The sequence below is a fragment of the Roseibium aquae genome (genome assembly GCF_008711285.1).
In the GTDB taxonomy this organism is placed as follows: domain Bacteria; phylum Pseudomonadota; class Alphaproteobacteria; order Rhizobiales; family Stappiaceae; genus Roseibium; species Roseibium aquae.
Genome location: NZ_VXDC01000005.1, coordinates 76677 through 102918 on the forward strand (window position 1 = coordinate 76677; position 26242 = coordinate 102918).

23 protein-coding genes are annotated in these 26242 nt (G+C 59.9%); all 23 read right to left on the reverse strand.

The features are described from left to right. Positions 1-58: 58 nt before the first annotated feature. A complete protein-coding gene (pnp, locus tag F0184_RS09220; RefSeq protein WP_150495895.1) occupies positions 59-2182 on the reverse strand; it encodes a polyribonucleotide nucleotidyltransferase in 2124 nt (707 codons plus the stop codon). Positions 2183-2443: 261 nt separating this feature from the next. Beyond that, complete coding sequence (rpsO, locus tag F0184_RS09225) at positions 2444-2713, reverse strand: 30S ribosomal protein S15 (RefSeq protein WP_150495896.1); 270 nt, start codon at positions 2711-2713, stop codon at positions 2444-2446. Positions 2714-2936: 223 nt separating this feature from the next. After that, positions 2937-4190: a flavin monoamine oxidase family protein gene (locus F0184_RS09230; RefSeq protein ID WP_208998403.1), complete on the reverse strand. Its 1254-nt coding sequence runs from the start codon at positions 4188-4190 to the stop codon at positions 2937-2939. A 168-nt stretch (positions 4191-4358) separates the two neighbouring features. After that, positions 4359-6074, reverse strand: a complete 1716-nt coding sequence (locus F0184_RS09235) for an adenylate/guanylate cyclase domain-containing protein (RefSeq protein ID WP_172972061.1) — start codon at positions 6072-6074, stop codon at positions 4359-4361. Positions 6075-6281: 207 nt separating this feature from the next. After that, a complete protein-coding gene (truB, locus tag F0184_RS09240) occupies positions 6282-7226 on the reverse strand; it encodes a tRNA pseudouridine(55) synthase TruB (RefSeq protein ID WP_150495899.1) in 945 nt (314 codons plus the stop codon). Positions 7227-7238: 12 nt separating this feature from the next. Further along, positions 7239-7649, reverse strand: a complete 411-nt coding sequence (gene rbfA, locus F0184_RS09245) for a 30S ribosome-binding factor RbfA (protein WP_150495900.1) — start codon at positions 7647-7649, stop codon at positions 7239-7241. Between the two features lie 112 nt (positions 7650-7761). Then, positions 7762-10461 (reverse strand): translation initiation factor IF-2, encoded by a 2700-nt coding sequence (gene infB, locus F0184_RS09250; protein ID WP_150495901.1) that lies wholly within the window; start codon positions 10459-10461, stop codon positions 7762-7764. Positions 10462-10468: 7 nt separating this feature from the next. Then, a complete protein-coding gene (locus tag F0184_RS09255; protein ID WP_150495902.1) occupies positions 10469-11122 on the reverse strand; it encodes an RNA-binding protein in 654 nt (217 codons plus the stop codon). A 45-nt stretch (positions 11123-11167) separates the two neighbouring features. Beyond that, a complete protein-coding gene (nusA, locus tag F0184_RS09260; protein ID WP_150495903.1) occupies positions 11168-12823 on the reverse strand; it encodes a transcription termination factor NusA in 1656 nt (551 codons plus the stop codon). A gap of 66 nt (positions 12824-12889) precedes the next feature. After that, entirely contained in the window at positions 12890-13483 is a 594-nt protein-coding gene (gene rimP, locus F0184_RS09265) for a ribosome maturation factor RimP (RefSeq protein WP_150495904.1), read from the reverse strand. Positions 13484-13730: 247 nt separating this feature from the next. After that, a complete protein-coding gene (trmB, locus tag F0184_RS09270; protein ID WP_150495905.1) occupies positions 13731-14420 on the reverse strand; it encodes a tRNA (guanine(46)-N(7))-methyltransferase TrmB in 690 nt (229 codons plus the stop codon). 65 nt (positions 14421-14485) lie between these two features. Then, complete coding sequence (gene metK, locus F0184_RS09275; protein ID WP_150495906.1) at positions 14486-15658, reverse strand: methionine adenosyltransferase; 1173 nt, start codon at positions 15656-15658, stop codon at positions 14486-14488. A gap of 112 nt (positions 15659-15770) precedes the next feature. Continuing rightward, on the reverse strand, positions 15771-16175 hold the full coding sequence (locus tag F0184_RS09280; RefSeq protein WP_150495907.1) for a helix-turn-helix domain-containing protein: 405 nt from the start codon (positions 16173-16175) through the stop codon (positions 15771-15773). 192 nt (positions 16176-16367) lie between these two features. Further along, the gene (gene lnt / locus F0184_RS09285; protein WP_150495908.1) at positions 16368-17996 is read right to left on the reverse strand and encodes an apolipoprotein N-acyltransferase; all 1629 of its coding nucleotides are present in this window, start codon (positions 17994-17996) and stop codon (positions 16368-16370) included. A 69-nt stretch (positions 17997-18065) separates the two neighbouring features. Next, on the reverse strand, positions 18066-19322 hold the full coding sequence (locus tag F0184_RS09290) for a CBS domain-containing protein (protein WP_150496120.1): 1257 nt from the start codon (positions 19320-19322) through the stop codon (positions 18066-18068). Positions 19323-19353: 31 nt separating this feature from the next. Further along, complete coding sequence (gene ybeY, locus F0184_RS09295) at positions 19354-19839, reverse strand: rRNA maturation RNase YbeY (RefSeq protein WP_244299109.1); 486 nt, start codon at positions 19837-19839, stop codon at positions 19354-19356. 31 nt (positions 19840-19870) lie between these two features. After that, entirely contained in the window at positions 19871-20983 is a 1113-nt protein-coding gene (locus F0184_RS09300; RefSeq protein ID WP_244299092.1) for a PhoH family protein, read from the reverse strand. Then, on the reverse strand, positions 20973-22427 hold the full coding sequence (miaB, locus tag F0184_RS09305; protein ID WP_150495911.1) for a tRNA (N6-isopentenyl adenosine(37)-C2)-methylthiotransferase MiaB: 1455 nt from the start codon (positions 22425-22427) through the stop codon (positions 20973-20975). The genes F0184_RS09300 and miaB overlap by 11 nt, the downstream gene beginning before the upstream one ends. A gap of 115 nt (positions 22428-22542) precedes the next feature. Then, positions 22543-23406, reverse strand: coding sequence for a lyso-ornithine lipid O-acyltransferase (olsA, locus tag F0184_RS09310; RefSeq protein WP_172972062.1), 864 nt, complete (start codon positions 23404-23406; stop codon positions 22543-22545). After that, positions 23393-23863, reverse strand: coding sequence for a Fur family transcriptional regulator (locus tag F0184_RS09315; protein WP_150495912.1), 471 nt, complete (start codon positions 23861-23863; stop codon positions 23393-23395). The genes olsA and F0184_RS09315 overlap by 14 nt, the downstream gene beginning before the upstream one ends. A 37-nt stretch (positions 23864-23900) precedes the next feature. Then, positions 23901-24389 (reverse strand): ribosomal protein S18-alanine N-acetyltransferase, encoded by a 489-nt coding sequence (rimI, locus tag F0184_RS09320; RefSeq protein ID WP_150495913.1) that lies wholly within the window; start codon positions 24387-24389, stop codon positions 23901-23903. Further along, on the reverse strand, positions 24386-25063 hold the full coding sequence (tsaB, locus tag F0184_RS09325) for a tRNA (adenosine(37)-N6)-threonylcarbamoyltransferase complex dimerization subunit type 1 TsaB (RefSeq protein ID WP_150495914.1): 678 nt from the start codon (positions 25061-25063) through the stop codon (positions 24386-24388). The genes rimI and tsaB overlap by 4 nt, the downstream gene beginning before the upstream one ends. Before the next feature lie 161 nt (positions 25064-25224). Continuing rightward, positions 25225-26226 carry an adenosine kinase gene (locus tag F0184_RS09330; protein ID WP_150495915.1) on the reverse strand — a complete coding sequence of 334 codons (1002 nt, stop codon included), beginning with the start codon at positions 26224-26226 and terminating at the stop codon, positions 25225-25227. Between the last annotated feature and the right edge of the window lie 16 nt (positions 26227-26242).

Below are 26242 nucleotides of genomic sequence, written 5' to 3' on the forward strand. Positions count from 1 at the left end.
AAAAAGGGCGGCAGACCGAAGCCTGCCGCCCTGTTGTTCAATCGAACGATGGAAAACCTTAGGCTTCCTCTTTCTCGATTTCCTTGCCGGTGGCCTGGTCGACGACCTTCATGGACAGGCGAACCTTGCCGCGCTCATCGAAGCCCATCAGCTTGACCCAGACCTTGTCGCCTTCCTTGACCACGTCGGTGGTCTTCGCCACCTTGGTTGGGGCAAGCTGGGAAATATGCACCAGACCATCCTTTGCGCCGAAGAAGTTCACGAACGCACCGAAGTCGACACACTTCACAACCGTACCTTCGTAGATCACGCCGACTTCAGGCTCGGCCGCGATAGAATTGATCCAGTTGACGGCGGCCTTGATCGCCTTGCCGTCGGAAGAGGCGATCTTGACGGTGCCGTCATCCTCGATGTTGACCTTCGCGCCGGTCTTCTCGACAATCTCGCGGATAACCTTGCCGCCCGAACCGATGACTTCGCGGATCTTGTCGACCGGGATCTTCATCATTTCGATGCGCGGGGCATGTTCGCCGAGTTCAGAACGGGCTTGCGTGATCGCGTTGGCCATTTCACCCAGAATATGAACACGCCCGTCCTTGGCCTGGGCCAGGGCGACCTTCATGATCTCTTCGGTGATGCCGTCGATCTTGATGTCCATCTGCAGCGAGGTGATGCCGTTCTCGGAGCCGGCCACCTTGAAGTCCATATCGCCGAGGTGGTCTTCATCACCCAGGATGTCGGACAGGACGGCGAAACGGTCGCCTTCCTTGATCAGACCCATGGCGATGCCGGCGACCGGGGCTTTCAGCGGCACACCGGCATCCATCAGCGCCAGCGAGGTGCCGCAGACGGTCGCCATGGAGGAGGAGCCGTTCGACTCCGTGATCTCGGACACGACCCGCAGCGTGTACGGGAACTCGTGGTGCGCGGGCAGCATCGGATTGATCGCGCGCCAGGCCAGCTTGCCGTGGCCGATTTCGCGGCGGCCGGGGGATCCCATGCGTCCGGTTTCGCCGACCGAGTACGGCGGGAAGTTGTAATGCAGCATGAAGTGCGCCTTCACGGTGCCTTCCAGCAGATCAATGAACTGCTCGTCTTCCCCGGTGCCCAGCGTGGCAACGACAAGGCCTTGCGTTTCACCGCGGGTGAACAGCGCGGAGCCGTGAGCGCGCGGAAGAATGCCGACTTCGGACGAAATCTGGCGAACGGTCGACAGGTCACGCCCATCGATCCGGGTGCCTGTGTCGAGGATCGCGCCGCGGACAATCTCGGCTTCCAGCTTCTTGAACTGTTCGCCCAGGACGGTGCCTTCGATGGCTTCGCCTTCGGCCGCATTGGTGATCAGAGCCTCGACAACCTTCGCCTTCGCCGCATCGACCGCAGCCTTGCGTTCGGTCTTGGAAGTGATCGTGTAGGCGGCCTTCAGATCGTCTGCGGCAATGTCCTTGACTTTGGCAAAGACGGCTGAACGGTCGACCGGCTGGAAATCACGCGCTTCCTTGGCAGCCGCTTCGGCCAGCTTGATGATCGCGTCGATCACGGTCTGGAAGCCCCTGTGACCGAACATCACGGCTCCCAGCATGGTGTCTTCGTCCAGTTCCTTGGCCTCGGATTCCACCATGAGAACCGCATCGGATGTTCCGGCCACCACGAGGTCGAGCGAGGATTCCGGCATGTCATCGACAAGCGGATTCAACACATATTCGCCGTTGATGTAGCCGACGCGGGCGCCGCCGATCGGACCCATGAAGGGGATACCGGAGATGGTCAGCGCTGCCGATGCTGCGACCAGAGACAGGATGTCCGGCGCGTTTTCCATGTCATGGGACAGCACAGTGATGACGACCTGCGTGTCGTTCTTGTATCCGTCCGGGAACAGCGGGCGGATCGGCCGGTCTATGAGGCGAGATGTGAGGGTTTCATGCTCGCTCGGGCGTCCTTCCCGCTTGAAGTAGCCGCCCGGGATCTTGCCAGCGGCGAACGCTTTTTCCTGATAGTTGACGGTGAGGGGGAAGAAGTCCTGGCCAGGCTTCGGCTCTTTCGCCGAGACGACGGTGGCAAGAACTTTTGTCTCACCGTAGGACGCCATGACGGCGCCGTCGGCCTGGCGGGCAACTTTGCCCGTCTCGAGGACCAGCGGGCGACCGCCCCAGTCCACTTCCACGCGATGAATATCGAACATACGTGTTCCCTACAGCTGTATCCGTCTGCGCAGGCGGATCGGACCGCGGAGAGTGCGCAGAGGTTTTGGTCGGTCGGCCCCGGATGGGCCGGTTACCGCTCGGACAAGCCACGGGCAAGACGACAGGCCGCTTTGACGTTTCGCTTTCGAAGCGGCCGGCAATCCTGCCCCATGACTGTCACGGATTATCCTATAGTAAAACGCGGCGGGCAAATCTACCCACCGCGTTTTTTTAAGCGTCTTCTGATCGTTAACCGGAGTTTAGCGGCGGATGCCGAGACGGGTGATCAGGGTCTTGTAGCGCTCTTCGTTCTTGCCTTTGACATAGTCGAGCAAGGAGCGGCGCTGAGCGACCATCTTCAAAAGGCCACGGCGGGAGTGGTTGTCCTTGTTGTGCCCCTTGAAGTGTTCCGTAAGGTTGTTGATCCGCTCGGTCAGAATCGCCACCTGGACTTCCGGGGAGCCGGTGTCGCCTTCATTGGTGGCGTATTCTTTGATAAGCTCGGCTTTGCGCTCTGCAGTAATCGACATCGGGTTTCCTTTCGAATTGGACCGGGTTGGCCCCGGTACGTTGACATGGCCGCACATGCGGCATGCCCCCTCCGGATCCATAAGCCGAGATGTCGGTCAGCGAAGGGAGAGGGGACAAGCGCGGGCAATCGCCCGGCAGGCGGCCCTTATGACGGAAAACGAGCGAAAAAGCCAGACTTTCTTTGATGTGTCTTGGGATGCGCCGCCGCTGACCTTGGGCGGCTCATCTCGCCAGTTGGTCCTCAATCAGGTTCGCGGCGGCCAATCCTGTCTGATAGGCCCCGTGAGTGGTGCCGTGATGGGCGAAGGTCGTGTGCTCCCCGGCAAAAAGGATCGTGTTGGCCACCGGCTCTGCGAAGCGGTCAAAATCAGCCGGTGTGTTGCCGGCGGCGGCATAGGAATAGGCGCCCAGGGTATGGGGATCTTCAGACCAGCGTGTTGCCAAATGGCCCACCGGCTCGGAAATGCCATCGCCGAACATCGCGCGCAATGCGCTCATGCAATCGGCGATCATCTCCGGATCGCTCATTCTCTCGGCGACAAAAGGATAATCTCCGACACTAACGGCCAGAAGGATGTTTTCCGAACTGAAGGTGCGGTAGTTGACGAAATAATTCCAGCGGCCCTTCGGTTCGCTCATATACCCGAAATACTGAACAGTTTCCGGCCAGAAGGGCTCTTCGAACTTCAGCGCCAGTTTGGTGACGCTGCCGAAGCCGATTGTCTCGATGCTCGTTTGAAGCGCCTTGGGCAGCGGTGGATCGAACGCGATGGCGTGTCTTTTAAGGACGCCAAGCGGCACTGTGCAAATCACGAAATAGGATTCGAATGTGCCCTTGGAGGTGCGGACGGCCGCCCCATCGCCTTCCTCGTATTCGATCGCCTCGACCATCGTGTCGAAGCGGATATCCAGGCCCGCCGCGAGGCTCTTTGGAATTCGGTCATAGCCTTCGGGCAGAATAACATCCGCCCCGTCATATTCATCGTCCTCGTCAAAGTAGTAGGCGGATACTTTCTCGATCGGGCCTCCGGTTGCGAACTCCGTGTAGGCGCTCATCATCCAGCGCAGCACTGGATCTTGCAGACTGGACTCCGAGACATTGCGGATCGCCTCAATCAGCGGCTGGTCGGTGTCGAACGTGTCGTCGATCCTGGTGTAAAGGCGCTCGAGGTCCAAGTATTTGCTGTCAATCAGGGATGCGGAGACCGCCTCGCCGTTCTGTGCAAAGACCTGATAGCTTTCATCGGGCGTCACCACGGTCGTTAGGCCGATATGCTCGGCAAGGCCCGAGATGGGATTGCCGTCCGGACGGTGGATCCAGCCCGCTCCCGCCTCGAACGGCGCTCCAAGCGACCAGTCGGTTTTTATCCGGCCGCCAACGTCCGACGTGGCCTCCAGAACAACAACTGAGTATCCAAGGTCCTGGAGGCGCCGTGCCGCGGCAAGCCCGGCGATGCCTGCGCCAATCACGATCACATCGAAGTCATCGTTCTGAGCAAAAACAGGCGAGACCGACGAAACACCCGCGGCCAATGTTAAGGATGAAACACTTGCAAGAAAACGGCGCCGGGAGACCGATGCCCCCCCAGTGAAAGTCGACCGAAACACGTCGCACCTATTGTTTCGATCCGACATTCTTCGTCCTCAATTTTTCCGCCCCTCAAGAACATAAGTTGTCATTGGACCACAGCCCTTAACGTCAATTTCGCCGCGCTTTTCCAGATCGTAACTGTTTTTCAGGCGCTCATATGTGGCCTCAGTGACCTGGATCATTCCAACCACACCCGTCGATTCCATACGGCTGGCAATATTCACCGTATCTCCCCAGAGATCGTAGATGAATTTTTTCTTGCCGATGACCCCCGCGACAACGGTCCCGGAGTTGATTCCGATCCGGATCTGGAGTCGTTGCTCAAAGTCGGATGAGAACTCGTCCATAACCTTGAGCATTCCAATCGCCATTTCCGCACAGGCTTGTGCATGATCGTCCCGTGGATCCGGTAAACCGGAGGCGACCATGTACGCATCGCCGATTGTCTTGATTTTTTCCAATCCAAGGGTTTGGGTCAGTTCATCAAATCGAGAAAAAATCGTGTTCAGCATTGCCAGAAGATCGGTCGGCGCCATGGTCGCGGAAAGCGCTGTGAACCCTGCGAGATCCGCGAAGAGGACGCTGACCTCATTGTGTGAATCGGCAATCGGCTTATTTGTGTTCTTTAATTGTTCCGCAATCGAGCTTGGCAAGATATTCAGGAGGAGATTTTCCGCCCGATCATGTTCTTCGAGCGCCTTTTTTCGGCTGACTTGAAGCTGGTCCAGCATCCAGTTCAAAGTCCGCCCCAGTTGTCCAAGTTCATCCGTTCCTTCAGAGCGCACTCGGACTGTAAGATCATCCTTTTCGCCAATTTCTGCCACCGTTTTGCCGAGCCTCGAAATACGGCGCAGAACGAGGCGCTCCAGGAGAAACAAAATACAACAAATCAGGATGGCGCCTATGGCTGCCATTACGACAAGCAACACGCGCAAACTTTGGATTCCGCGTGAATAAATGTCCCGGGGTATCTCCACCGCCCACAACAAGAGCGGATCCCCCAAGATTCCGGGCATGAGGATGTAACCCAACAGCGATTGAGGATTGTCAGCGACCATCAAGTGAGGCGGGTTATCAAAGGATGGTAAAGGATTTTCGTCCAGGAACGCTGTCAGATGCGGTTTTACGCCCGGCACATTCGGATTTACCATGAGGTTTTGGAAGTTCAGGTCGAGTTGGGTTCTTAGCCGCAACTGATCCAGCATTTTGGTGTCGAGGACTTTTCCCGCCAACATGACGCCTCTGGGTGGCCCGCTGTCGTCACTCTTCAAAACAGGCGCCATAGCGATAAGGAGTGTTTCGCGGCGGAGTGTGACTAGACCATATTCCTCCGGATAGTCTTCCAGTAAATCGCCGCTCGTACCCAATCGGTTCTCCAGACCGGCGATGATCGCTTTTGCGAGTTGTGGTTCGAGGCCGTAGCTTGACGTGTGCAGCGCATTGCCCAGGCTGTCGACAATCAGGACAAACTCAATCTCCGGCGCTGAAAATGTATCCGCCGCAAAATTGGAGCGTATGAATTCCGGGTTGTCAGTTTCGATGAATCTGTAGGTGTCGTCCCAAGACGCAAAGTCTTCCAGCAAAGAGAACAATCGCTCCAGATCCGCATGAAACACTTTTTCAAGACGTTGAAGATCTTTGTTAGCGTTGTCGTTTTCCAGTTGCCGATAGCTCCCGAGCGTAATCTCCGAGACGAAATAGAAGAGCGCTGCAGCTGATAAAATGAGCGTTGCAGATACAAGAAGAAGGGTCTTGAACCGCAATGTCATTCTGTGTTCCGCTTGGTCATCGGCAGCTTCTCCCAGCACTGACAACCAATAGACCATTCAAGTATTACGGAGAAATCCGATCAGCAGCGATGCTGCACATTGTTCTCGGCTGTCTGAAGTCTATCACTCTTATGAAAGCCTGACTATTGGCGTTTATGTACAGGATACGGCTGCCGGTCCAAAGGAACTACAGTGCCCGAAATGAAGCTATAAATGAAACACCCGGCTTGGCTGAAAGCGGCCTTTTTGGATCGCGCCAAAGGCGACCGGCACACCCGCATGGCTGGCGAACGCCAGATCGCAATTTAAAGGTGCGTCGCGTCCGCGGAGCAAAATCGCCATGCCCTTCCGGATTTTCGCCGCATCATCAAGGGAAACAGGCAATTCGAGCAGGTCTTCCATGGCCTCGCGGACGGGCAGAAGGAATTCCGCGACAAGGCCGTCGACCGGGTCACCCTCTTCAAGCCCGTCGGCAGCTTCGATCAATTCGTCCAGGCCGACCATGTCGTCTTCGCCAAACGGGCCAACAAGCAAACGGCGGAGCTCTGTCACATGACCGCATGTGTTCAAGCGGCGTGCCAAATCCCGGGCGATCGCGCGGACATAGGTTCCCTTGCCGCATTCGGCTTCGAAAACGGCCCGGTTCGCATCGGGGCATTCGACTAGCGTCAAACGGTGGATGTCTATCGGACGCGCGGCGAGTTCGATGTCCTCTCCGTCGCGGGCAAGGTCGTAGGCCCGCTGCCCATCCACCTTGATCGCGGAAAACTTGGGTGGCACCTGCATGATGGTGCCGGTGAACTCCGGAAGCACGGCGTGAATGGCGTCCACAGTTGGCCGGTTGTCGGACGTTGCGACAACGTCGCCTTCGGTATCGTCCGTATTGGTTTCCGCGCCCCAGGTCACCTCGAACCGGTAGACCTTGCGTCCGTCCATGACAAAGGGAACGGTCTTCGTCGCCTCGCCGAACGCGATGGGCAGGCAGCCGGTCGCACGCGGATCGAGCGTTCCGGCGTGGCCGACTTTCTCCGGCGACAGGATGCGTTTCAGCTTCCCCAAGGCGTCGTTAGATGTCAGGCCATAGGGCTTGTCCAAAACGAGCCAGCCGTTGACGGCGTTCTTTTTTCTTTTGCGTTGGTTTTGGCGCGCCATTTGGAAAATCCGTTAGTCCTTTTCGTCCGGGGTGCTGAGATCCCGCGCCACGTTTGGCGAGTGCAGTAGAGTGTCAATCCGGTCATCGTCGTCGAATCGCGTGTCGAGGATGAACTTGAGGTCCGGCATGTATTTCATGGTCAGCCGGCGAGAGACCAGGCCCCGGAGGAACTTGGCATGACGGTTGAGAAGGTCCACGACATCCTGGCCGCCCGCACCGCCAAGCGGCATGACCAGGCAGGTGGCAAGGCGCAGGTCCGGCGTCATGCGGACTTCCGGGACCGTGATGATCGTGCCCTTCAAATCCAGTTCCGTGACTTCACCGCGAGTGAAAATGTCGGACAGCTCCTTGCGCACGGTCTCGGCCACGCGCAACTGGCGCTGGGATGGGCCCTTTGGACCATGTCCATGATGTTTTGCCATTATCGTTATCCTTGCTGTTCGGCGCGCCGTGTCTCAAGCGCCCGAATGCAGTGCGCCGGCGGGGTCCTGTCGGAACGCGCCGGCGCGAAAAGCAGTCGTTTCAATCCGGCCGCTAGAGTGTGCGGGCGATTTCCTCGACCCGGAAGCACTCGATGATGTCGCCCGGACGCATGTCCTGGTAGTTGACGAAGTTCATGCCGCATTCCTGACCGGATTCGACCGTCTTGACCTCGTCCTTGAAGCGCTTGAGCGTGCCGAGCTTGCCTTCGTGGATGACCACATCGTCGCGGATAAGGCGCACGCTCGCACCGCGTTCGACGATGCCCTCGGTGACAAGACAGCCGGCGACTTTGCCAACCTTGGTGATATGGAAGATTTCCTTGATCTCCGCGTTGCCAAGAAAGGTTTCCCGGCGCTCGGGTGACAAAAGCCCGGACATTGCCGCCTTCACATCGTCGACCAGATCGTAGATCACGTTGTAATACCGGATCTCGATGCCATCGCGCTGGGCCGCTTCCCGCGCCTGCTTGTTGGCGCGTACATTGAAGCCGATGATCGGAGCCTTTGACGCCGAAGCAAGGGTGACATCGCTTTCGGTGATGCCACCAACACCGGCCAGGAGCACCCGGGCGGCAACTTCCTCGTTGCCGAGTTCCGCCAAGGCATGGTTGATCGCTTCGACAGACCCCTGGACGTCGCCCTTGAGGACCAGTGGGAATTCCTTTTTCCCCTTCTCCTGCAGACGGTTCATCATCTGCTCGAGCGATCCGCGCGATCCGGATGCGACCACGGAGGCCTTTTCCCGGATTTGCCGCTGGCGGTAGTTGGCGATTTCCCGCGCCCGCGCTTCGTTCTCGACAACGGCGACCATGTCGCCCGCTTCCGGCGTTCCCTGGAACCCGAGGACTTCGACCGGTTTGGCCGGTCCGGCCTCTTTCACCTGGGTGCCGTTCTCGTCGAGCATGGCGCGCACACGGCCCCACTCGGAGCCGGCCACCAGAATGTCGCCGGTACGCAGCGTGCCCTTTTGAACCAGAATGGTGGCCACCGGGCCCCGGCCCCGGTCGAGCTGGGCTTCAACCACGATGCCTTCCGCTGTCCGGTCCGGATTGGCCTTCAGTTCAAGAACTTCCGATTGCAGCAGGATCATCTCGAGGAGCTTGTCCAGATTCGTTCCCTGCTTGGCCGAGACCTCGACATCGATGACATCACCGCCCATGGATTCAACGACGATTTCATCGCTCAGCAACTCGGTGCGGACCCGGTTGGGATCGGCATCGGGCTTGTCGATCTTGTTGATCGCCACGATGATCGGTACATCGGCGGCCTTGGCGTGGGCGATCGCTTCCTTGGTCTGCGGCATGACGCCATCATCAGCAGCAACAACCAGGATCACGATGTCGGTCGATTTCGCTCCGCGCGCCCGCATTTGGCTGAAGGCCGCGTGGCCGGGCGTGTCGATGAAGGTGATCTTGTTGTCCCCCTGTTCGACCTGGTAGGCGCCAATATGCTGGGTGATGCCACCGGCTTCTCCGGTGACAACCTTGGCATTCCGGATTGCATCGAGGAGCGAGGTCTTGCCATGGTCGACGTGACCCATGATGGTCACGACCGGCGGGCGCGGCTTCAGCGTCGATGGGTCATCCTCGACCGAGAACAGGCCCACCTCGACATCAGCTTCCGACACGCGTTTGACCGTGTGCCCCATTTCCTCTGCGATCAGTTCAGCGGTGTCCGCATCGATCACATCATTGATCTTCAGCATCTGGCCTTGCTTCATCAGAAGCTTGATCACGTCCACGGCGCGTTCGGCCATGCGGTTGGCCAATTCCTGGATGGTGATGGCTTCCGGAAGCACGACTTCGCGGGAGATCTTTTCGCGCTGAACCTGTTGCTGACCGCGTTTGGCCTTTTCCTGGCGCCGGCGCATGGACGCAAGCGACCGCGAGCGTTGCTCTTCGCCGCCCGTGGCGGTCGAAATGGTCAGCTTCGACCGGCGCCGGTCTTCGTTTGCGCGCGGACGGGCCGGAGCGGCTGCCGGCTTTGCGCGTTTGACGGTTTTCAGTCCTTTGGCCCGGCCGTCATCTGCATCGCCTGCCTCGGCGGCGGGGCGCGCGGTTCCCGGGGTCGCTTTCGCTGCCCGATGCGGCCGGTCTTCGGCGGCTGCCGGCGGAATTTTCGCCGTCTCGGCGGCGGCCAGCGGCTCATCAGCAATCTCTGGCTGAACGCTTGGTGCGTCGTCGGCCGTCTTGGCGTCGTTGTCTGCACGCTCAGAGGCCTGTTTGACTTCTTCCGTCTCGCGCAGTTTGCGCTGTTCTTCTTCCTGCTGGCGCTGTGCTTCTTCTTCGGCCGCCCGTTTAGCTTCTTCGGCGGCCCGGCGCTTGGCATCCTCTTCGGCCTGCTTGCGCTCTTCGACTTCGCGCACCTGCGCCATTTTCAAGGCGGCGGCCCGTGCGGCCGCCTCTTCCTTGGTCAGCGTGCGCAGAACGTTTCCGCCGCCCTTTTGAGGGCGCTGATTGCGCTGCTGGGGTTTGGCCGCCGGCTTCTGGCCGGCCGGTGCCGCATGTTGATCGGTGTGCAGGCGTTTTGTGGGTTCCACAGGGCGCTCGGCGCGTTGCACGGGCGCTTCCGGCTTCTGCTCTTGCCCAGGGACAACAACGCGGCGCTTTTTCTTTTCGACCACAACGGCCTTCGACCGGCCGTGCGAGAAGGACTGACGAACAGTTCCCTGATCGCCGCCGCGTCCCTTGAGGCCGAGCGTTTTGCGCTCAACGCTGATTGTCTTGTCACCCGGATTTTTCGTATCGCTCATATTGCCTTCAGTCCTGCGCAACCGCTCCGGCTGCGTTGCTTATCTCTTCGAGTGCGGAATTGGATCGAAATGCCTCCAGTTCGCGCACTCGCGATAGGAAGTTTTCGCTCGCTGAACCCGCAAGCAGTGCAGCATGTATCACATTTGACCGACCCAATGCCAAATCCAATTGTGCCGATTCGAACAAACGGACGACAGGGCACCCGTTTGCAGTCTTTTCCAACCCCAGCGCTGCGGCCGAGAGCTTTCTCACACCATCGTCCGCCGCCTCGCTTGCGTGGATGAGGCCAATGACGGAACCGCCTCGCAAAGCGGCTTCGACTTTCGAGAACCCCGTGACCAATTCGCCAGCCTTGCGGGTCAGCGACAACGCTTGCAAAGCCGCGCGTACCATAAGGTCGTCCACGTTACCGGCCAGGCCAGGCTCAAGCTTTACGTCCGACTTGAAACCCCGGCCGAAAACTTTTTTTCCGTCCTTTTCCGCGGCCTCTACCGCTGCTCTGGATGCGGTGATCCAGACACCGCGCCCAGGGAGTTTTCGTTTCAGATCCGGTGTGACCCGACCTTCGGGGTCAAGGACAAACCGGATAAGTCTGTCGACGGGAACCACACTGCGGCTCACAGCGCAGCGCCGTTCCGTCGGCTCGTTTTTTCTCGGCACGGCGTTGTCCCGCCCTTTCCCGGCAAAATGCCGCCCGCCGTTCGGTCAATCGTTGAGGATCGCGCCGGATTGATCGGCTGCCTCGTCGGTTTCTGTTGCTTCGTCCTCGTCGAACTCTTCAACGGCGTCTTCGTCCGCGTCGCCGGCCAAATCGGCTTCCGTGATCCATCCCGCCGCCAGGCGGGCGGACATCACGATGGCTTCCGCTTCGGTGCGCGACAGGCCGAACTCGCTCAAGGTTCCCTCGAAACGTTTGGTCTCGCCGTCCTTGCGTTCCGTCCATCCGACGAGGTCGTCGGCAGCACACCCCGCCAGGTCTTCTATCGTCTTGATGTCATCCTTGCCGAGTGCGACCAGCATGGCCGTGGTCAAGCCATCGATGGACCGCAATTCGTCGGCGACACCCAATTCGCGCCGTTCGGCATCCAGTGTCGCTTCCTGTTCATCGAGAAAGTCGCGGGCGCGGGCCTGGATCTCCTCGGCGGTCTCCTCGTCAAAGCCCTCGATCATCGAAATCTCGTCGAGTTCGACGTAGGCGACCTCTTCGACCGAGGTGAAGCCTTCGGTGGCAAGCAACTGCCCGACCATCTCATCGACATTCAGCGCATCCATAAAGAGTTGAGAGCGCTCCTGGAATTCCTTCTGGCGGCGCTCCGATTCCTCATGTTCCGTCATGATATCGATCGCCCACCCGGTCAGCTGGGAGGCCAGCCGGACATTCTGACCGCGCCGGCCGATCGCCAGGGACAGTTGCTCATCGGGAACAACGACCTCGATCCGTTCGGCGTCTTCATCGAGAACGACCTTCGCCACTTCGGCTGGCTGCAGGGCATTCACGATGAATGTGGCTGGATCCTGATTCCAAGGAATGATGTCGATCTTCTCGCCCTGCAACTCGCCGACGACGGCTTGGACGCGGCTGCCGCGCATCCCCACGCAGGCGCCGACCGGGTCAATCGATGAGTCGTTCGAGATCACCGCAATCTTCGCGCGGGAGCCTGGATCACGGGCAACGGACCGGATTTCGATCACCCCGTCATAAATTTCTGGCACTTCCTGGGCGAAGAGTTTTGCCATGAATTGCGGGTGGGTGCGCGACAGGAAGATCTGCGGTCCGCGCTGTTCGCGCCGGACATCGTGGATATAGGCGCGGATCCGGTCTCCCGTTCGGAAAATTTCGCGCGGGATCAACTCGTCGCGGCGGACGATTCCCTCGCCCCGTCCAAGATCGACGATCACGTTGCCGTATTCGGCGCGTTTGACGACGCCGTTCACGATCTCTCCAACGCGGTCCTTGAATTCGTCATACTGACGGTCGCGCTCGGCTTCCCGGACCTTTTGCACGATCACTTGCTTGGCGGACTGCGCGGCAATCCGGCCAAAGTCCAATGGCGGCAAAGGCTCTGCGATGAAGTCGCCGATGCTGGCTTCCGGGTTGCGGGCCTGGGCATCTTCAAGGGCGATTTCGGTCGAGATATTTTCCACGTGATCGACCACTTGCAGCAGGCGCTGCAGACGCATGTCGCCGGTCTTGGGATTGATCTCGGCCCGGACTTCCGTCTCGGTGCCGTAGCGCGAGCGCGCCGCCTTCTGGATCGCATCTTCCATCGCCGCGATCACAATGGCGCGGTCGATCGACTTCTCGCGCGCGACCGCGTCAGCGATCTGCAGCAATTCGAGCCGGTTCGCGCTGATAGCCATTCACTTCACTCCTCTGACGCCGTTCTTCAGGGCGCTGTCATTTTGTCCCGCGCGAGCGTTCACCGCTCAGTTGGGGGTGTTGTCCTGTTCGAACTGTTGATCTGCGTCGCGGGCCGCAAGAGCAGCCTTTTCCGCCTTCAGGGCCGCAGTGATCAAATCGTCGGTAAGAACGAGCCTCGCCTCGCCGATTTCCGACAACGGCAATGTCACCGTGTCCGGCTCATCCGGTTTCGTGTCGGGAAGCTTGAGTTTCGCCATGCCGTTCTCAGCGCCCAGCAAAACGCCGCGAAACCGGCGGCGGCCGTCCTGCAGAACAGCCATCTCGATCTTGGTGTCATGTCCGGACCAGCGATCGAAATCACTTGTGCGCACCAGCGGGCGGTCGATACCGGGAGACGAAACCTCCAGATGGTACGCCCGGTTGATCGGGTCTTCGACATCAAGCGCGGGCGACACGCCACGGCTCACGGTTTCGCAATCTTCGACGGTCATGGTTCCGTCCGGGCGCTCTGCCATGATCTGCAGGGTGCAGCCATTGGCCGCGCTGATCTTGGCGCGCACCAAACGGTATCCGAGATCCTCGATGACCGGCTCAACGATGGCGGCCACACGGGCTTCCAGTCCCTGTTCGGTAATAATCCGCGGTTCGTTCGCGCTCAATCCGTGCTCCTGCTCATTCTGCTCCGGCGAAGCCTGCCTCATTGTGGCTGCGGTTGGTACCTATGCCGCATGACCGGAATGTCATCGCGGATCGGGTAAGCCAAAAAGAGCGGGTCCGCGAAGGGCCCACTCTCAATCTGCCAATGTAGCCGCTTGAGGTGATAGGCGAGGGTATACCGCCAAACTGAGGGGAAAAGCAAGCCCTCTTGGCAGATTCCAACGAAAGCTGCCGGCAAGACCCTTCAGATCATACCCGCCTGAATGTCAGATAGCGAGGGGCCCGTCCCTCCCGCAGGGCTTTGGCTTCATAACGCGTACCCGGCCAATTGGCCCATGGGGTCAGCCAATCAGTGGATGTTTCCGCGCTCCACGCAAAGCCCGGGTGATCCCGGCAATGCTGCAACGTCCAGTCCACATAGGTGTCAATGTCGCTGGCAAAGCGAAATTCGGCGCCGGGCTTTAACGCGCGGGCATAGCGATCAAGATTCTCGGTATTGATGAACCGGCGTTTCCAATGGCGCTTTTTGGGCCATGGATCGGGATAGAGCTGATAGGCGAGATCGATCGACGCAGGCGGGAGCCAGTCCAGAACCCTGATGGCGTCGTCATCAAAGAGCCGAATGTTGGGAATGGCGTTTTCGACAATCGCAGCAACGGCCTTCCCCATGCTATCGACAAATGGCTCGACCCCGATAATGCCGACATGGGGATTTTCCCGCGCCCGGTGCAAGAGGTGCTCGCCGCCGCCAAATCCAACTTCCAGCCAAACCTCACCGACATCCGCATCGAACAGCGCCGATAGATCCGCCGGTGCTGGCGTCTCCAGACAAAGGCGAAGGCGGGGCAAGTGAGTGCTCATCAGACCGAGCCGTTTCGGGCTGAGTGGCTTGCCCTTGCGCCGGCCGAAAAAGGATCCGTCGTAGTTGTCGTGTGTCATGCTTGGGAACCAGACCACCGGCTCCGGAAAGCCGGCGGTCTTCGTGTTGTCTTTCGTTCGGCCGCTTAGCCAGCCAATGTCTTGAGATCGCTGACCAGGTCGGTCTTCTCCCAGGAAAAACCGCCATCCGCATCGGGTTCGCGCCCGAAGTGCCCATATGCCGCGGTCCGTTCATAGATCGGACGGTTGAGTTGCAGATGCTCACGGATGCCGCGCGGGCTCAGCTTCATGAGGTCGCGCACAGCGGTCTCGAGCTTGGCTTCATCGCAGCGGCCGGTTTCATGCAGGTTCACATAGATCGACAAGGGGTCGGAGACACCGATGGCATAGGAGAGCTGAATCGTGCAGCGATCGGCGAGATCCGCGGCCACGATATTCTTTGCCAGATAGCGCGCGGCATAGGCTGCCGACCGGTCCACCTTGGTGGGATCCTTTCCGGAGAAGGCGCCGCCACCGTGGGGAGCTGCGCCGCCATAGGTGTCGACGATGATCTTGCGGCCGGTCAGGCCACAGTCGCCATCAGGGCCGCCGATCACGAAGGCACCGGTTGGATTGACGTGCCAGACGGTTTCTGCCGTCAGCCAGCCTTCCGGAAGGGCTTTTTCGATGTAGGGCGTCACGATGGCCCGTATGTCCTGGGATGTCAGTTTTTCGTCCAGGTGCTGCGTCGACAGAACCACGGATGTCACGCCGACCGGCTGTCCGTTCTCGTAGCGGACGGTCACCTGGCTTTTCGCGTCGGGTCCGAGCGCCGGTTCCGCGCCGGATTTGCGGGCGTCTGCCAGAAGACGCAGGATGCGATGGGAAAAAAGAATGGGTGCCGGCATCAGTTCGGGGGTCTCGCGGCATGCGTAGCCGAACATGATGCCCTGGTCGCCGGCTCCTTCGTCCTTGTTGCCGGAGGCATCGACGCCTTGAGCGATATGAGCGGACTGGCCATGCAGGTGGACCGCGATGTCGCAGGTCTGCCAGTCGAAGCCTTCTTGCGTGTATCCGATGTCCTTCACCGCCAACCTGGCGAGATGGGCGATGTAGTCATTGGTGACCGTGTCCGGACCCCGGGTCTCACCGGCGATCACGATGCGGTTCGTCGTTGCAAGCGTCTCGCATGCAACGCGTGCATCCGGCATCTGTGTGAGATAGGCATCGACGACTGCGTCGGAGATCCGGTCGCAAACCTTGTCGGGATGACCTTCGGAAACGGATTCCGACGTGAATAGATAATTCTGACGGGCCATTGGCGAGCGTCCTTCTGGGAAACAATAAAAATGAAGCGGCGAATGATGTCGCCGCTTCGGGTGCCATAAATTCCCAATGTCAATCCAAAGGTCAAGCAGATTAGTTGTCTGCTCAATCGTCGCCGGCCAGAGACCGGACCAGATCAACGATCCGGCGGCGGACTTTGGGGTCTTCAATGCGGACGAAGGCTTTGTTCAAGGACAGGCCTTCGGAAGACGACAGGAAATCCACCACATAGCTGGTGGGCTGGTTCTCACCCATGTTTTCCGCTTCGGCAGGACTTCCGGGCGCGTCTTCAAAGAAGAACGAGATCGGCACTTTCAGGATTGTTGCAATATGCTGCAAGCGGCTTGCGCCAATCCGGTTGGTTCCCTTTTCGTATTTTTGGATCTGCTGGAACGTTATGCCGAGGCTTTCGCCGAGCTTCTCCTGGCTCATACCGAGCATCATCCGGCGAAGACGCACGCGGCTGCCGACGTGAATATCGATGGGATTGGGAGCCTTTTTACTGGGCATGACTCATCTGTCTTTCTTGTCTCAGGGCGGACAGACCGCCCGGGCTTTTCCATGAACCGGCACCTTGCACGTCCCACACATGCAAGAATTGCAGAAATGCCCCGTAGATCTGCGGCCAATTCAGCACGTTTCGCTTGTCCTGAGCGATTTAACGGTTGTATCACAATGCAATCACGGTGACCAAGCGGAAAATCAATTTTTACGCGAACGTCGGTTGTATCGTGGGCCAAAGAAGGCCAAAGCACTCAAAAATAACAGGATTCCATACACTATATCGCCCAGACGCGCATAGGGAGTGGTTGGCGCCGCCCCTGGCAGGACACCGTCGACAACGCCAGATTGAAACAGATTCAACCGTCCAACGGCGGTGCCTTTGCTATCGATGATTGCCGAGATTCCCGTATTGGCTGCACGAACCATGGGCAGGCCTTGCTCGATTGCCCGCATCCGCGCCTTGGCAAAATGTTGATATGGACCGAGGGTGCGGCCAAACCAGGCATCATTTGTGACATTCAGCAGCCATTCGGCCCCGAGGCCCGTCCTGCGGGATAATCCGGGAAAGATGGTTTCATAGCAAACCAGGGGGATGAAGCTGGGAAAATCGCCGGCCGTTGTGAGGGGGCGCCGCGTCAAACCGGGTTGAAATGCCGATGGCGCATTCACCAGTGCGGTCAATCCGATGCGTGTGAGCAAAGGTTCCAGCGGCAGATATTCGCCAAAGGGAACAAGCCTGACCTTGTCGTATAGGTCGATGATCGTTCCGTCCGTATCGATCACGTAGATGCTGTTGAAGAAGGAAGCTGGCCCGTCGCCGGCTTCAACCCGGATCGCGCCGGTAACGAGGACCGCATGCTCTGGCAAAGCCTGCGCGATCTGGTAAAGCGCACCGGGCTCGCGTGTCAGAAGAAAGGGCAGGGCGGACTCCGGCCAGATCACGATCTGAGGCAAACCGACCACCGACGCTCCGCCCAAGGGCGCTCTGGTCAGGTCCAGAAGCGTTTGGAAAATCATCTGCCGGTTTTCCGGCCGCCATTTTTCCTCCTGCGGTATCGAGGGCTGCACAATGCGGATGTTGACCTCGGCCGCAGCCGTTGGCACGGGGGCCGTGAGACGCACCTGACCTGCGCCCCAAAGGACAGCAACGGCGACACATGCGATTGCGGTTGGCAAAATGGCTTGCCGCCGGGTGGTGCTGTCGATCAAGGTCGCGGGCAATGCCGCGAGTAGAACAACGAGAAACCCGAGGCCATAGAGGCCAACCACGCTCGCGGTCTGGGAGAGCGCTAGATTGTCCGCCACGAGATAGCCGAAGCTGTTCCAGGGAAAGCCGGTCAGGATATGGCCGCGCAGCCAGTCCGATGCGCTGAGAAACACCGCCAGCGACAGGATCCTGCGCCAGCCGTCGCGCCAGAACAGACCAGCGATTCCTGCGCCCAGCCCGGTGAACAATGCCAGTCCGACCGGCATCAAAAGCACCGCGAAGGGCATCATCCAGGCGAATTGCTCGGCCTCCACAAGAAAGGCCGAACCGATCCACCAGAGCGAGGCGAGAAAATAGCCGAACCCGAAAAACCAGCCCAACCGGAAGCGCGAGAAAAATACCGCCCTGCGTCGGGCTTCTGGCCGGGACACGGTGCCATCCATCAGCCAAACCAGGCACGAAAACCCGATCACAGGAGCCATCAGAACACCGGCTGGTGGCAGCGCCAGGGAAGTGACCGCTCCTGCCAGCAGGGCAATCAGCGCGCGGCGCCAGCCCCAGGCCAGCAAACAGCTGTTCGGCAACACCAGAAGCAGAGTTGGGGCAAGTGTCTTGAGCATGAAGGCCGGAATGCGAATCGCGATGCGGAAGCAGCTTTGGCTGACCACCCCGGCCTGGTCAAGGTTGCGTTAGCCGCCGGCCTGCGCGTTCGGCTGCTGAACGGCCTTGGCTTCGGAGGGCTCGGCGGTGCCGGCTTCCGCGGAAGATTGTGGTTCGGCCGGTGCGGGCTCCGTTGACGGGTCGGGTGCCCCCTCGTCTTCGGGACGTTTTGAACGTCGCCGGATTTCGGTGGCCCGGGGGTCCAGACGCCGCCGCCGGATCCGCAGTCGTTTGATCCGCCGGGGATCCGCGTCCAGGATTTCGAACTCGAAGCCGGACACTTGCGGAACAAACAAGAGTTCGCCGCGAACCGGCACGCGTCCCGCTGTCACGTAAAGAAGCCCGCCAAGCGTATCGACTTCCTCGATAATGTCTCCGGCGGCAATGTCGGTGCCAAGCGCTTCATCGAGTTCTTCGATGGGAATCCGCGGATCGGCCATCCACATGCCGTCACCGACAGCTTCCAGCATGGCGTCCTCGTCCTCGTCGTGCTCGTCCTCAATGTCTCCGACCACCTCTTCGACAAGGTCCTCCAGCGAGACCAGGCCATCCGTCCCGCCATACTCGTCGATCACCAATGCCATCTGGATGCGGCCGGCCTGCATCTTTGCCATCAGGTCCGTCGCGGGCATGGAGGGGGGAACGAACAGGAGATCGCGAATGAGCCCCGTATCCGCAAGTGCTATGGACAGATTGACATTGCCAAGCTCGATCCGCGCGCTGTTGTGCCCCACTGTAGCCAACACTGGTGTTTCCGCAGTCTCTTCAGACGCCGGCTCTGCCGCATGTCCATTGACCTGGCCCATCCCGCCGGCCGGGCACAATCCGCCACATTCGGCGATATAGGCCATCAAATCCTTGATGTGCACCATTCCACGCGGGTCATCGAGGGTCTCGACGTAAACGGGCATCCGGGAATGCCCGCTTTCGCGAAACCGGTCCATCAACTCGCCGAGGGTTGTGGAACTGTCGACGGCGTCGATGTTGGCGCGCGGGATCATCACATCGTCAACGCGCAATTCCCGCAGACGCAAGATGTTGCTCAGGAGCAGCCGCTCTTCAGGCGAGAAACTGGCATTGCCGCTGTCTCTGGCCAGTTCGTCTTCCAGATTTTCCCGAAGATTTGTGCCGGGAGCCAGTCCAAAAAGCCGCTTGAGCCGGGTCAAAAGTGATCCGTTGCTCCGCGGCTTTCGCTGCTGGGGGTCTTCGCTGTCCTGTCCGCCTGCGCCGGATGCCGGGTGGGGTGCGGAAGGGGTTACGGTATTCGTCGTATTTTGTGCACTCATCATTGTTTGTCGTCAGATGTGGTTGCTGGCTTCAAGGCCCATCGGCCAGCAGGGGGCGATCCGCGTAAGGATCATTCAGACCCAAGTCTGCCATGATCCTGCGTTCAAGGGTTTCCATCACTTCAGCGTCCGCGTCATCCTGATGGTCATAGCCGAAAAGGTGAAGAAATCCATGAACGATCAAATGGGCAATGTGATCGCTTAATTCAATTCCCAATTCGTCCGCCTCGCGGCTCGTGGTTTCCTGTGCAAGCACGATATCGCCGAGAAATGGCCCATATGTGTCGCCGTCAGGATCACTGGCCGGAAAAGACAGCACATTCGTAGCCGAATTCTTCGCGCGCCAAGTTGCGTTGAGATCCTTTATCGCGGCGTCATCGGTGAAGACAACCGAAAGTTCGGTTCCTGGCCGGATCTTGAGACCGGTGGCAAGAGCAACTGCCGTGCACCGCGCGCACCATGCCTCAAGATCTGCATCCGGTGGCCAATCGCCCCCTTGCACGCTGACATCGATCATGAGGGGACTGCCGCCGCAGGACGAGCCCGGGTCATCGCGCACGGTCTTCGGCCTTTGCATCGGTTTGACCCGGCAAGCTCTCTGATCGCCTGCGTTCGCGGGCTTGAGCGGCTTCGCGCGAGGCATTGTCGTAAGCCGTCACGATGCGGGCGACGAGTTCGTGGCGGACGACGTCTTTCTCCGTGAAGCGCACATGGGTGACACCTTCCACGTCCGGCAACAGGTGCAGCGCTTCGCGCAAGCCGGACAATTGTCCCGCCGGCAGATCGACCTGGCTGGGGTCGCCCGTCACGATCATCTTCGATCCTTCCCCGAGACGGGTCAGGAACATCTTCATCTGCATCGACGTTGTGTTCTGCGCTTCGTCGAGCAAAACCACCGCGTTGGACAGGGTCCGGCCGCGCATGAAGGCGAGAGGCGCGACCTCGATCATCCCGGACTGGAGGCCGCGTTCGACTTTTTCCGGCGGCATCATGTCATACATGGCGTCATAAAGCGGGCGCAGATACGGGTCGACCTTGTCTTTCATGTCGCCGGGAAGAAAGCCGAGCCGTTCGCCGGCCTCCACAGCCGGACGCGAAAGGATCAGGCGGGCCACGTCGCCGCGCTCCAGAAGAGCAGCGGCATAGGCGACCGCCAGATAGGTCTTGCCGGTTCCCGCGGGGCCGGTGCCGAAAACAAGGTCCGCGCGGTCCATTGCCCGGATATAGGCATCTTGAGTTGGCGTGCGCGCAACGACCGTCTTGCGGCGGGTTGAAATCTGGGCGAAGGCCAGCCGCGATTTCGGTTCCAGAGTGGGCAGTGGCAACTGGGCCTCGGCGGCGGCCGCCATCCGCAGCGCGCCCTCCACGTCTCCGGGATGAATGTCCTGACCTTGTTGCAGCCGTTGATAGAGCGCTTCAAGGGCGGCCCTGGCCTGGCTGCAGCCGGACTGGCTGCCCTTGAGGGTGACCTGATTGCCGCGGGCAATCGCGTCGACGCCGAGCCGCTGCTCGATCAGCGCGAGATTCTGGTCAAATTGGCCAAACAGGTCGCCAACAAGCCGGTTGTCTTCGAATGCAAGGACGATGTGAGTGAGATCGGAAGCCGGAGCATGTTTGGATTCCGGCAGTCTGCGCGCCGGGGATTGGCTGTCACGCGTCAAATGCCACCTCCTTGAGGTCCGGGGCTGTGGACAGGTGCTCATCTTGCCTGCCGATTCGGGCCCCGAACAGGGAATTGCTTCCGATCTCTATGATTTCCACCGCTTGTATCGTTCCGATCAGGTCTTCCGGAGCATCGACCTGGACAGCCTGCAACCACGGGGACTTGCCGGTGAGCTGGCCCGGTTGCCGCCCTTTCTTTTCCAGAAGCACGTCGCAAACCATGCCAAGACGGGAGGCATTGAACGCGCGCTGTTGTTCTGTCAGCAGTGCCTGGAGTTCCAGCAAACGGGCGCTCTTGATGTCTTCTGGCACCTGATTGGCCATCGTCGCGCCCGGCGTGCCCGGCCTTTGGCTGTACTTGAAGGAGAACGCGGAGCCATATTCCACACGCCGGATCAAATCCATCGTGTCCTCGAAATCGGCATCGGTTTCACCTGGAAAGCCGACGATGAAATCGCCCGACAGCGCCAGACCGGGAGCTGCGTCGCGGATGCGGTCGATCAGCTTGAAATACTCGTCCCGGGTATGTTTGCGGTTCATGGCCTTCAGGATCTTGTCCGATCCTGACTGGACGGGAAGATGCAGATAGGGCATCAGCGATTTGAGATCGCGGTGCGCCTCGATCAAATCCTCATCCATATCGCGGGGGTGGCTGGTGGTGTAGCGCAGGCGGTCCAGGCCGCTGATTTCGGCGAGCTCGCGCAACAGCCGGCCCAGTCCCCAGGTTTTCCCGTCGGGACCTTCGCCGTGATAGGCGTTGACATTCTGACCCAAGAGCGTGACTTCGCGCACACCTTCGGCCGCCATGCGCCTTGCTTCCTCGACGATCTGGGACACCGGGCGCGATACTTCCGCGCCGCGTGTATAGGGCACCACGCAGAAGGTGCAGAACTTGTCACACCCTTCCTGAACCGTCAGGAAAGCCGAAGGCGGCCGTTGGCGCACAGGTTTGACCGCCGCCCTGGACAGATCCTCGAACTTGGCGTCGATGTCGAATTCAGTCTCGACGACCTTTTCACCCGATTTGGCGCGGTTCAAAAGCCCGGGGAGCTGGTGGTAGCTTTGCGGCCCGACCACCAGATCGACGACCGGCGCACGTCTGGAGATTTCCGCGCCTTCGGCCTGGGCAACGCAGCCGGCCACGCCGATCATCGTCGATTTGCCGTCCCGCGCGCGCTCATCCTTGATTTTGCGGAGCCGCCCCAGTTCGGAATACACCTTCTCGGCTGCCTTCTCCCGGATGTGGCAGGTGTTGAGCAGCACCAGATCGGCATCTTCAGGCGTATCGGTCGCTTCATACCCTTCGCGCGCCAGAACCTCCGTCATGCGATCGCTGTCATAGACATTCATCTGGCAGCCATAGGTGCGAACGAAGACCTTTTTCCCAAAGGCTGTCGGCTCGGCGGTGGTCGGCACGTCGATATTGTCTTGGCGGCGGGTCATTCAATCCTCTGGGGCCGTGTGGCCAATCTGTCGCTCAGGTTGCTGGGCCGGCGGAGCAAAAAGCATCATTCGCAATGCGATCGGTTCAGGATACCCGGACCGACGCCGAGCCGCGTCAGGCGCCAGCATTAGCGGTTTTTTGTGCGTTTGAGAATAGGCCTGACTCAGGGATCTCCGGCCTTTCGGAAGCTTCGGAAGCATTTCCGCGCAAGACGGACAGGGTCATGGCGCGAACCTCCTGCTCAAGCTGACGGGTCAGGGCCTTCCGGTCGGCTTGACCGTTCACCAGGATCGGCTCGCCCCAGGTGACCACCACGTCCACAGCGCCCTCACGGAACACGCCCCAGAGATGGCCGGCCAGTTCCATGTCCCCATACCAGGCGACATGGGGGCGGAATTGCCGCCCCATCGGAAGGCCGTGCAAGCTTGCATAGGCAATGGACAGTGGCTGGACAACGACCGTGTCGAAAGGCGCATCATCTAGCTTCGTCGCCGCTCCCAAAAGCGCCGAACGGAAAGGCAAGACGGTGTTGCCGTCATTGGAGGTGCCTTCGGCGAACAGCACCATTGCGTCGCCATCCGCCATGCGGCTCGCGATTTCGCCGTTGACCCGGCCTGTGTCGGACCGTTTGCTGCGATTGACAAATACCGAGCGTTGGAGTTTCGCGAAAAGCCCGAAGACCGGCCAGCCCGCGACTTCCGATTTGGCGATGAACGACAGCGGCAACAAGGACCCAAGGACCGGGATATCGACCCATGAGGTATGGTTGGCCGCAATCAGAAGAGGCCGTCCGGATGCCGGCGCGCCGACCTGCCGGACGCGGATCCCGACCAGTTTTGCGGCTATTCGATGCCAAACCATGGGCAACAGGCGCTGGGCGGGCATGCCCGTCTTGATGGCCAGCCACTGTATCGGGATCAAAACGGCGGAAACGCCCGCCAGGGCCAGAATGATCAGAACCGCCTTAATCTGAACCATCGCCGGTCTTGTCCGAACTTTTCAGCTGTGCGCCATCACCGAGAGGGACACCATAGAGTTCAAGACGATGATCCACCAGACGGTATCCTAGTCTTTTGGCAATGAATTCCTGAAGAGCTTCGATTTCCTCGCTGCGGAACTCGATAACCTTGCCGCTGCGCAAGTCGATCAGATGATCATGATGCTCGTCCGGAACCGGTTCATACCGGGACCGTCCGTCCCGGAAATCGTGCCGTTCGATCATGCCGGCATCCTCGAACAGCTTCACGGTGCGATAGACGGTTGAGATCGAGATCTTGGGATCGATGGCCGACGCGCGCCGGTACAGTTCCTCGACATCGGGATGGGTATCCGAGGCCGCTTCAAGCACGGAGGCGATCACCCGGCGCTGTTCGGTCATGCGCAAGCCTCGTGCCGCGCATTGCTCCACCAAAGTCTCCGTCCGGCTGTCGCTCATAGTCCTGCCCGTCATCCACGCTGGTCTTGGGATGCGCTTAGCGAAGATCGGCGCGCATGACAAGCGCCGTCCCGTCGCCTTCTCCCGCGCGGTAGTAGCCTTTTCGCTCCCCCACTTGCTTGAAGCCCAGCCGCCGATACAGGCTGAGCGCGGGTGCATTCGATGCGTCGACTTCGAGGAACAGATGTGTGCATCGTTCCGTGTAAAGACGGAAAAGGCCCGTTTGCAGGAGTTTGCTCGCGATGCCTCTGCCCTGGTGACGGGGATGAACCGCGATCGTCAGCACTTCCGCTTCATCGGCGGCCTGGCGGATAATGAGAAAGCCGACGGGGTTGCGCGTTCCGTAAGGGCTGGACCTGCGTGCTGTGAGGACGATGACGCCGTCTTGTGCCATCAGGCGGCCCAGTTCGTCCGGGTGCCATGGGTGCGCAAAGGTTTGCGCGTGAATGTCCGCGAGGAAAGGCAGGTCTTCGTCCAGCGCGTCCTCAACGACGGGGGCTTGCGCCCAGAACCACCAGAAACTCATTGCCGGGCGATCCCGGAGTCCCGGGCCGGTGTGGCGTCGGGCGGTCTCAGATAGAGAGGAACCGGCATTGAAAGTTCCGGGTTTGCGCTCATGCCAAGAAGGGCGACATCCTGGATAGGCGCGTAGCCCGTGGACGAGAGAATTCGTCCGGATGGCAGCCGGCAGGCCTCGGCGATCCGCTGGGCGGCGGATCCGGCCAGACGGATATCGGCGGGCAGGGTTTCCGTCAGGCTTTGAACGGTGCGCACTTGCGCATCTTCAATTGCGGTGCCGTCGCCGGCAAAGTGCTGGCAATACACTTCGTCCTTTTTTCCCTCGAGCGCGACCAGAACGGGATGTCCGCCGCTGCCGCCGGCAACCGAATGGGCGAGCGCTTCGAGTGTGGTCACGCCGACGACCGGTTTGCCCAACACAACACCGAAGCCACGGGCCACGGACAAGCCAACCCTCAAGCCGGTGAAGCTTCCAGGGCCGGTCGTGACAACGATGCGGTCGAGATCGACGAACGCCGTTGATGAGTCTGCCATGACATTACTGATCATGACCATCAGCCTTTCGGCGTGCCCGCGCCCGATCACGGCGCCGCATTCCGCAAGGCACACGGGAACGGTGCTGTCATCGAGCACCGCGGCGGCACAATTGGCAAGTGCCGTATCGATCGCCAGAACGCGCATTCTCACGGTTTACGCCCCGCGCCAGGCCAAGTCGAGCCGCGCTTTCGGCTTAGCCCGAAGGTTGGGCTTGCCATTCGCCCAACTCTCTTCAAGACCTCCAAGGAGCTTGCAGAAGGTTGGGCGGGCCAGCAAGCCTTGGGCGCGGTCCGGAAAGCTCGTGTTCAAACCACAAAGCCATTCTGGGTGGCCGTGTCTTTCAACGGCCGTTCCGGCCGTGCGCCCACATGCCGGATGACCGACGCGGCGCATAAACAACCCAGTTCCGCGGAAGTCTGATGGTCGTAGCCGCGCGCCATGCCGAACAGAAAGCCGGATGCGAACAGGTCCCCGGCTCCGGTCAGGTCCACGATATCGCTCACCTTCTGGGCGTCGACCTTGGTGCGCTGTCCGTCGGAAATCACCATAGCGCCGTCGGATCCGAGCGTCAGGGCGACGAGGGCGTTGCTGTCCTGAGCCGCCTTGATGGCGGTTTCCAGATCGGCCGTTTCGAAAAGAGATTTGAGCTCGTGGTCGTTGGCAAACACGATGTCCACGACCCCGTCCTTGATCATGTCAAGGAACTCGGACCTGTACCGGTCCACGCAGAAGGCATCGGACAGGGTGATCGCCACCTTACGCCCGTGTTTGTGGGCAATATCCGCGGCGGTCAAAAACGCCTTCTTCGCTTCTTCCGGATCCCACAAATAGCCTTCCATATAGGTGACGGCGGAGGCGGCCACGATGTCTTCGTTGACATCGGCGGGACCGAAATGCGTGCACGCACCGAGATAGGTGTTCATGGTGCGCTCGCCGTCTGGGGTGATGAGGATCATGGACCGGGCCGTTGGGATGCCGTTTTCAAGCGGGGGCGTTTGAAAATGGACACCGGTTCCGGTCATGTCGTGGGTGTAGCTCTCCCCCAGATCGTCATTTGCAACCTTGCCGAAATAGGCCGGTGTCCCGCCGAGCGATGCAATGCCGGATGCAGTGTTTCCGGCGCTGCCGCCGGAAATGCGCACCGTTTGGCCCATTTTTCCGTAAAGAGACAGCGCCTCCTCCGTATCGATAAGACGCATGGAGCCCTTGATCAGGTTTTCGCTGACAAGGAAGTCTTCTTCGACATGGGCAAAGACGTCGCAGATTGCATTGCCAATGCACAGCGCGTCGAAACGGATATCGGTCATGTATGCCTCTTCAAGG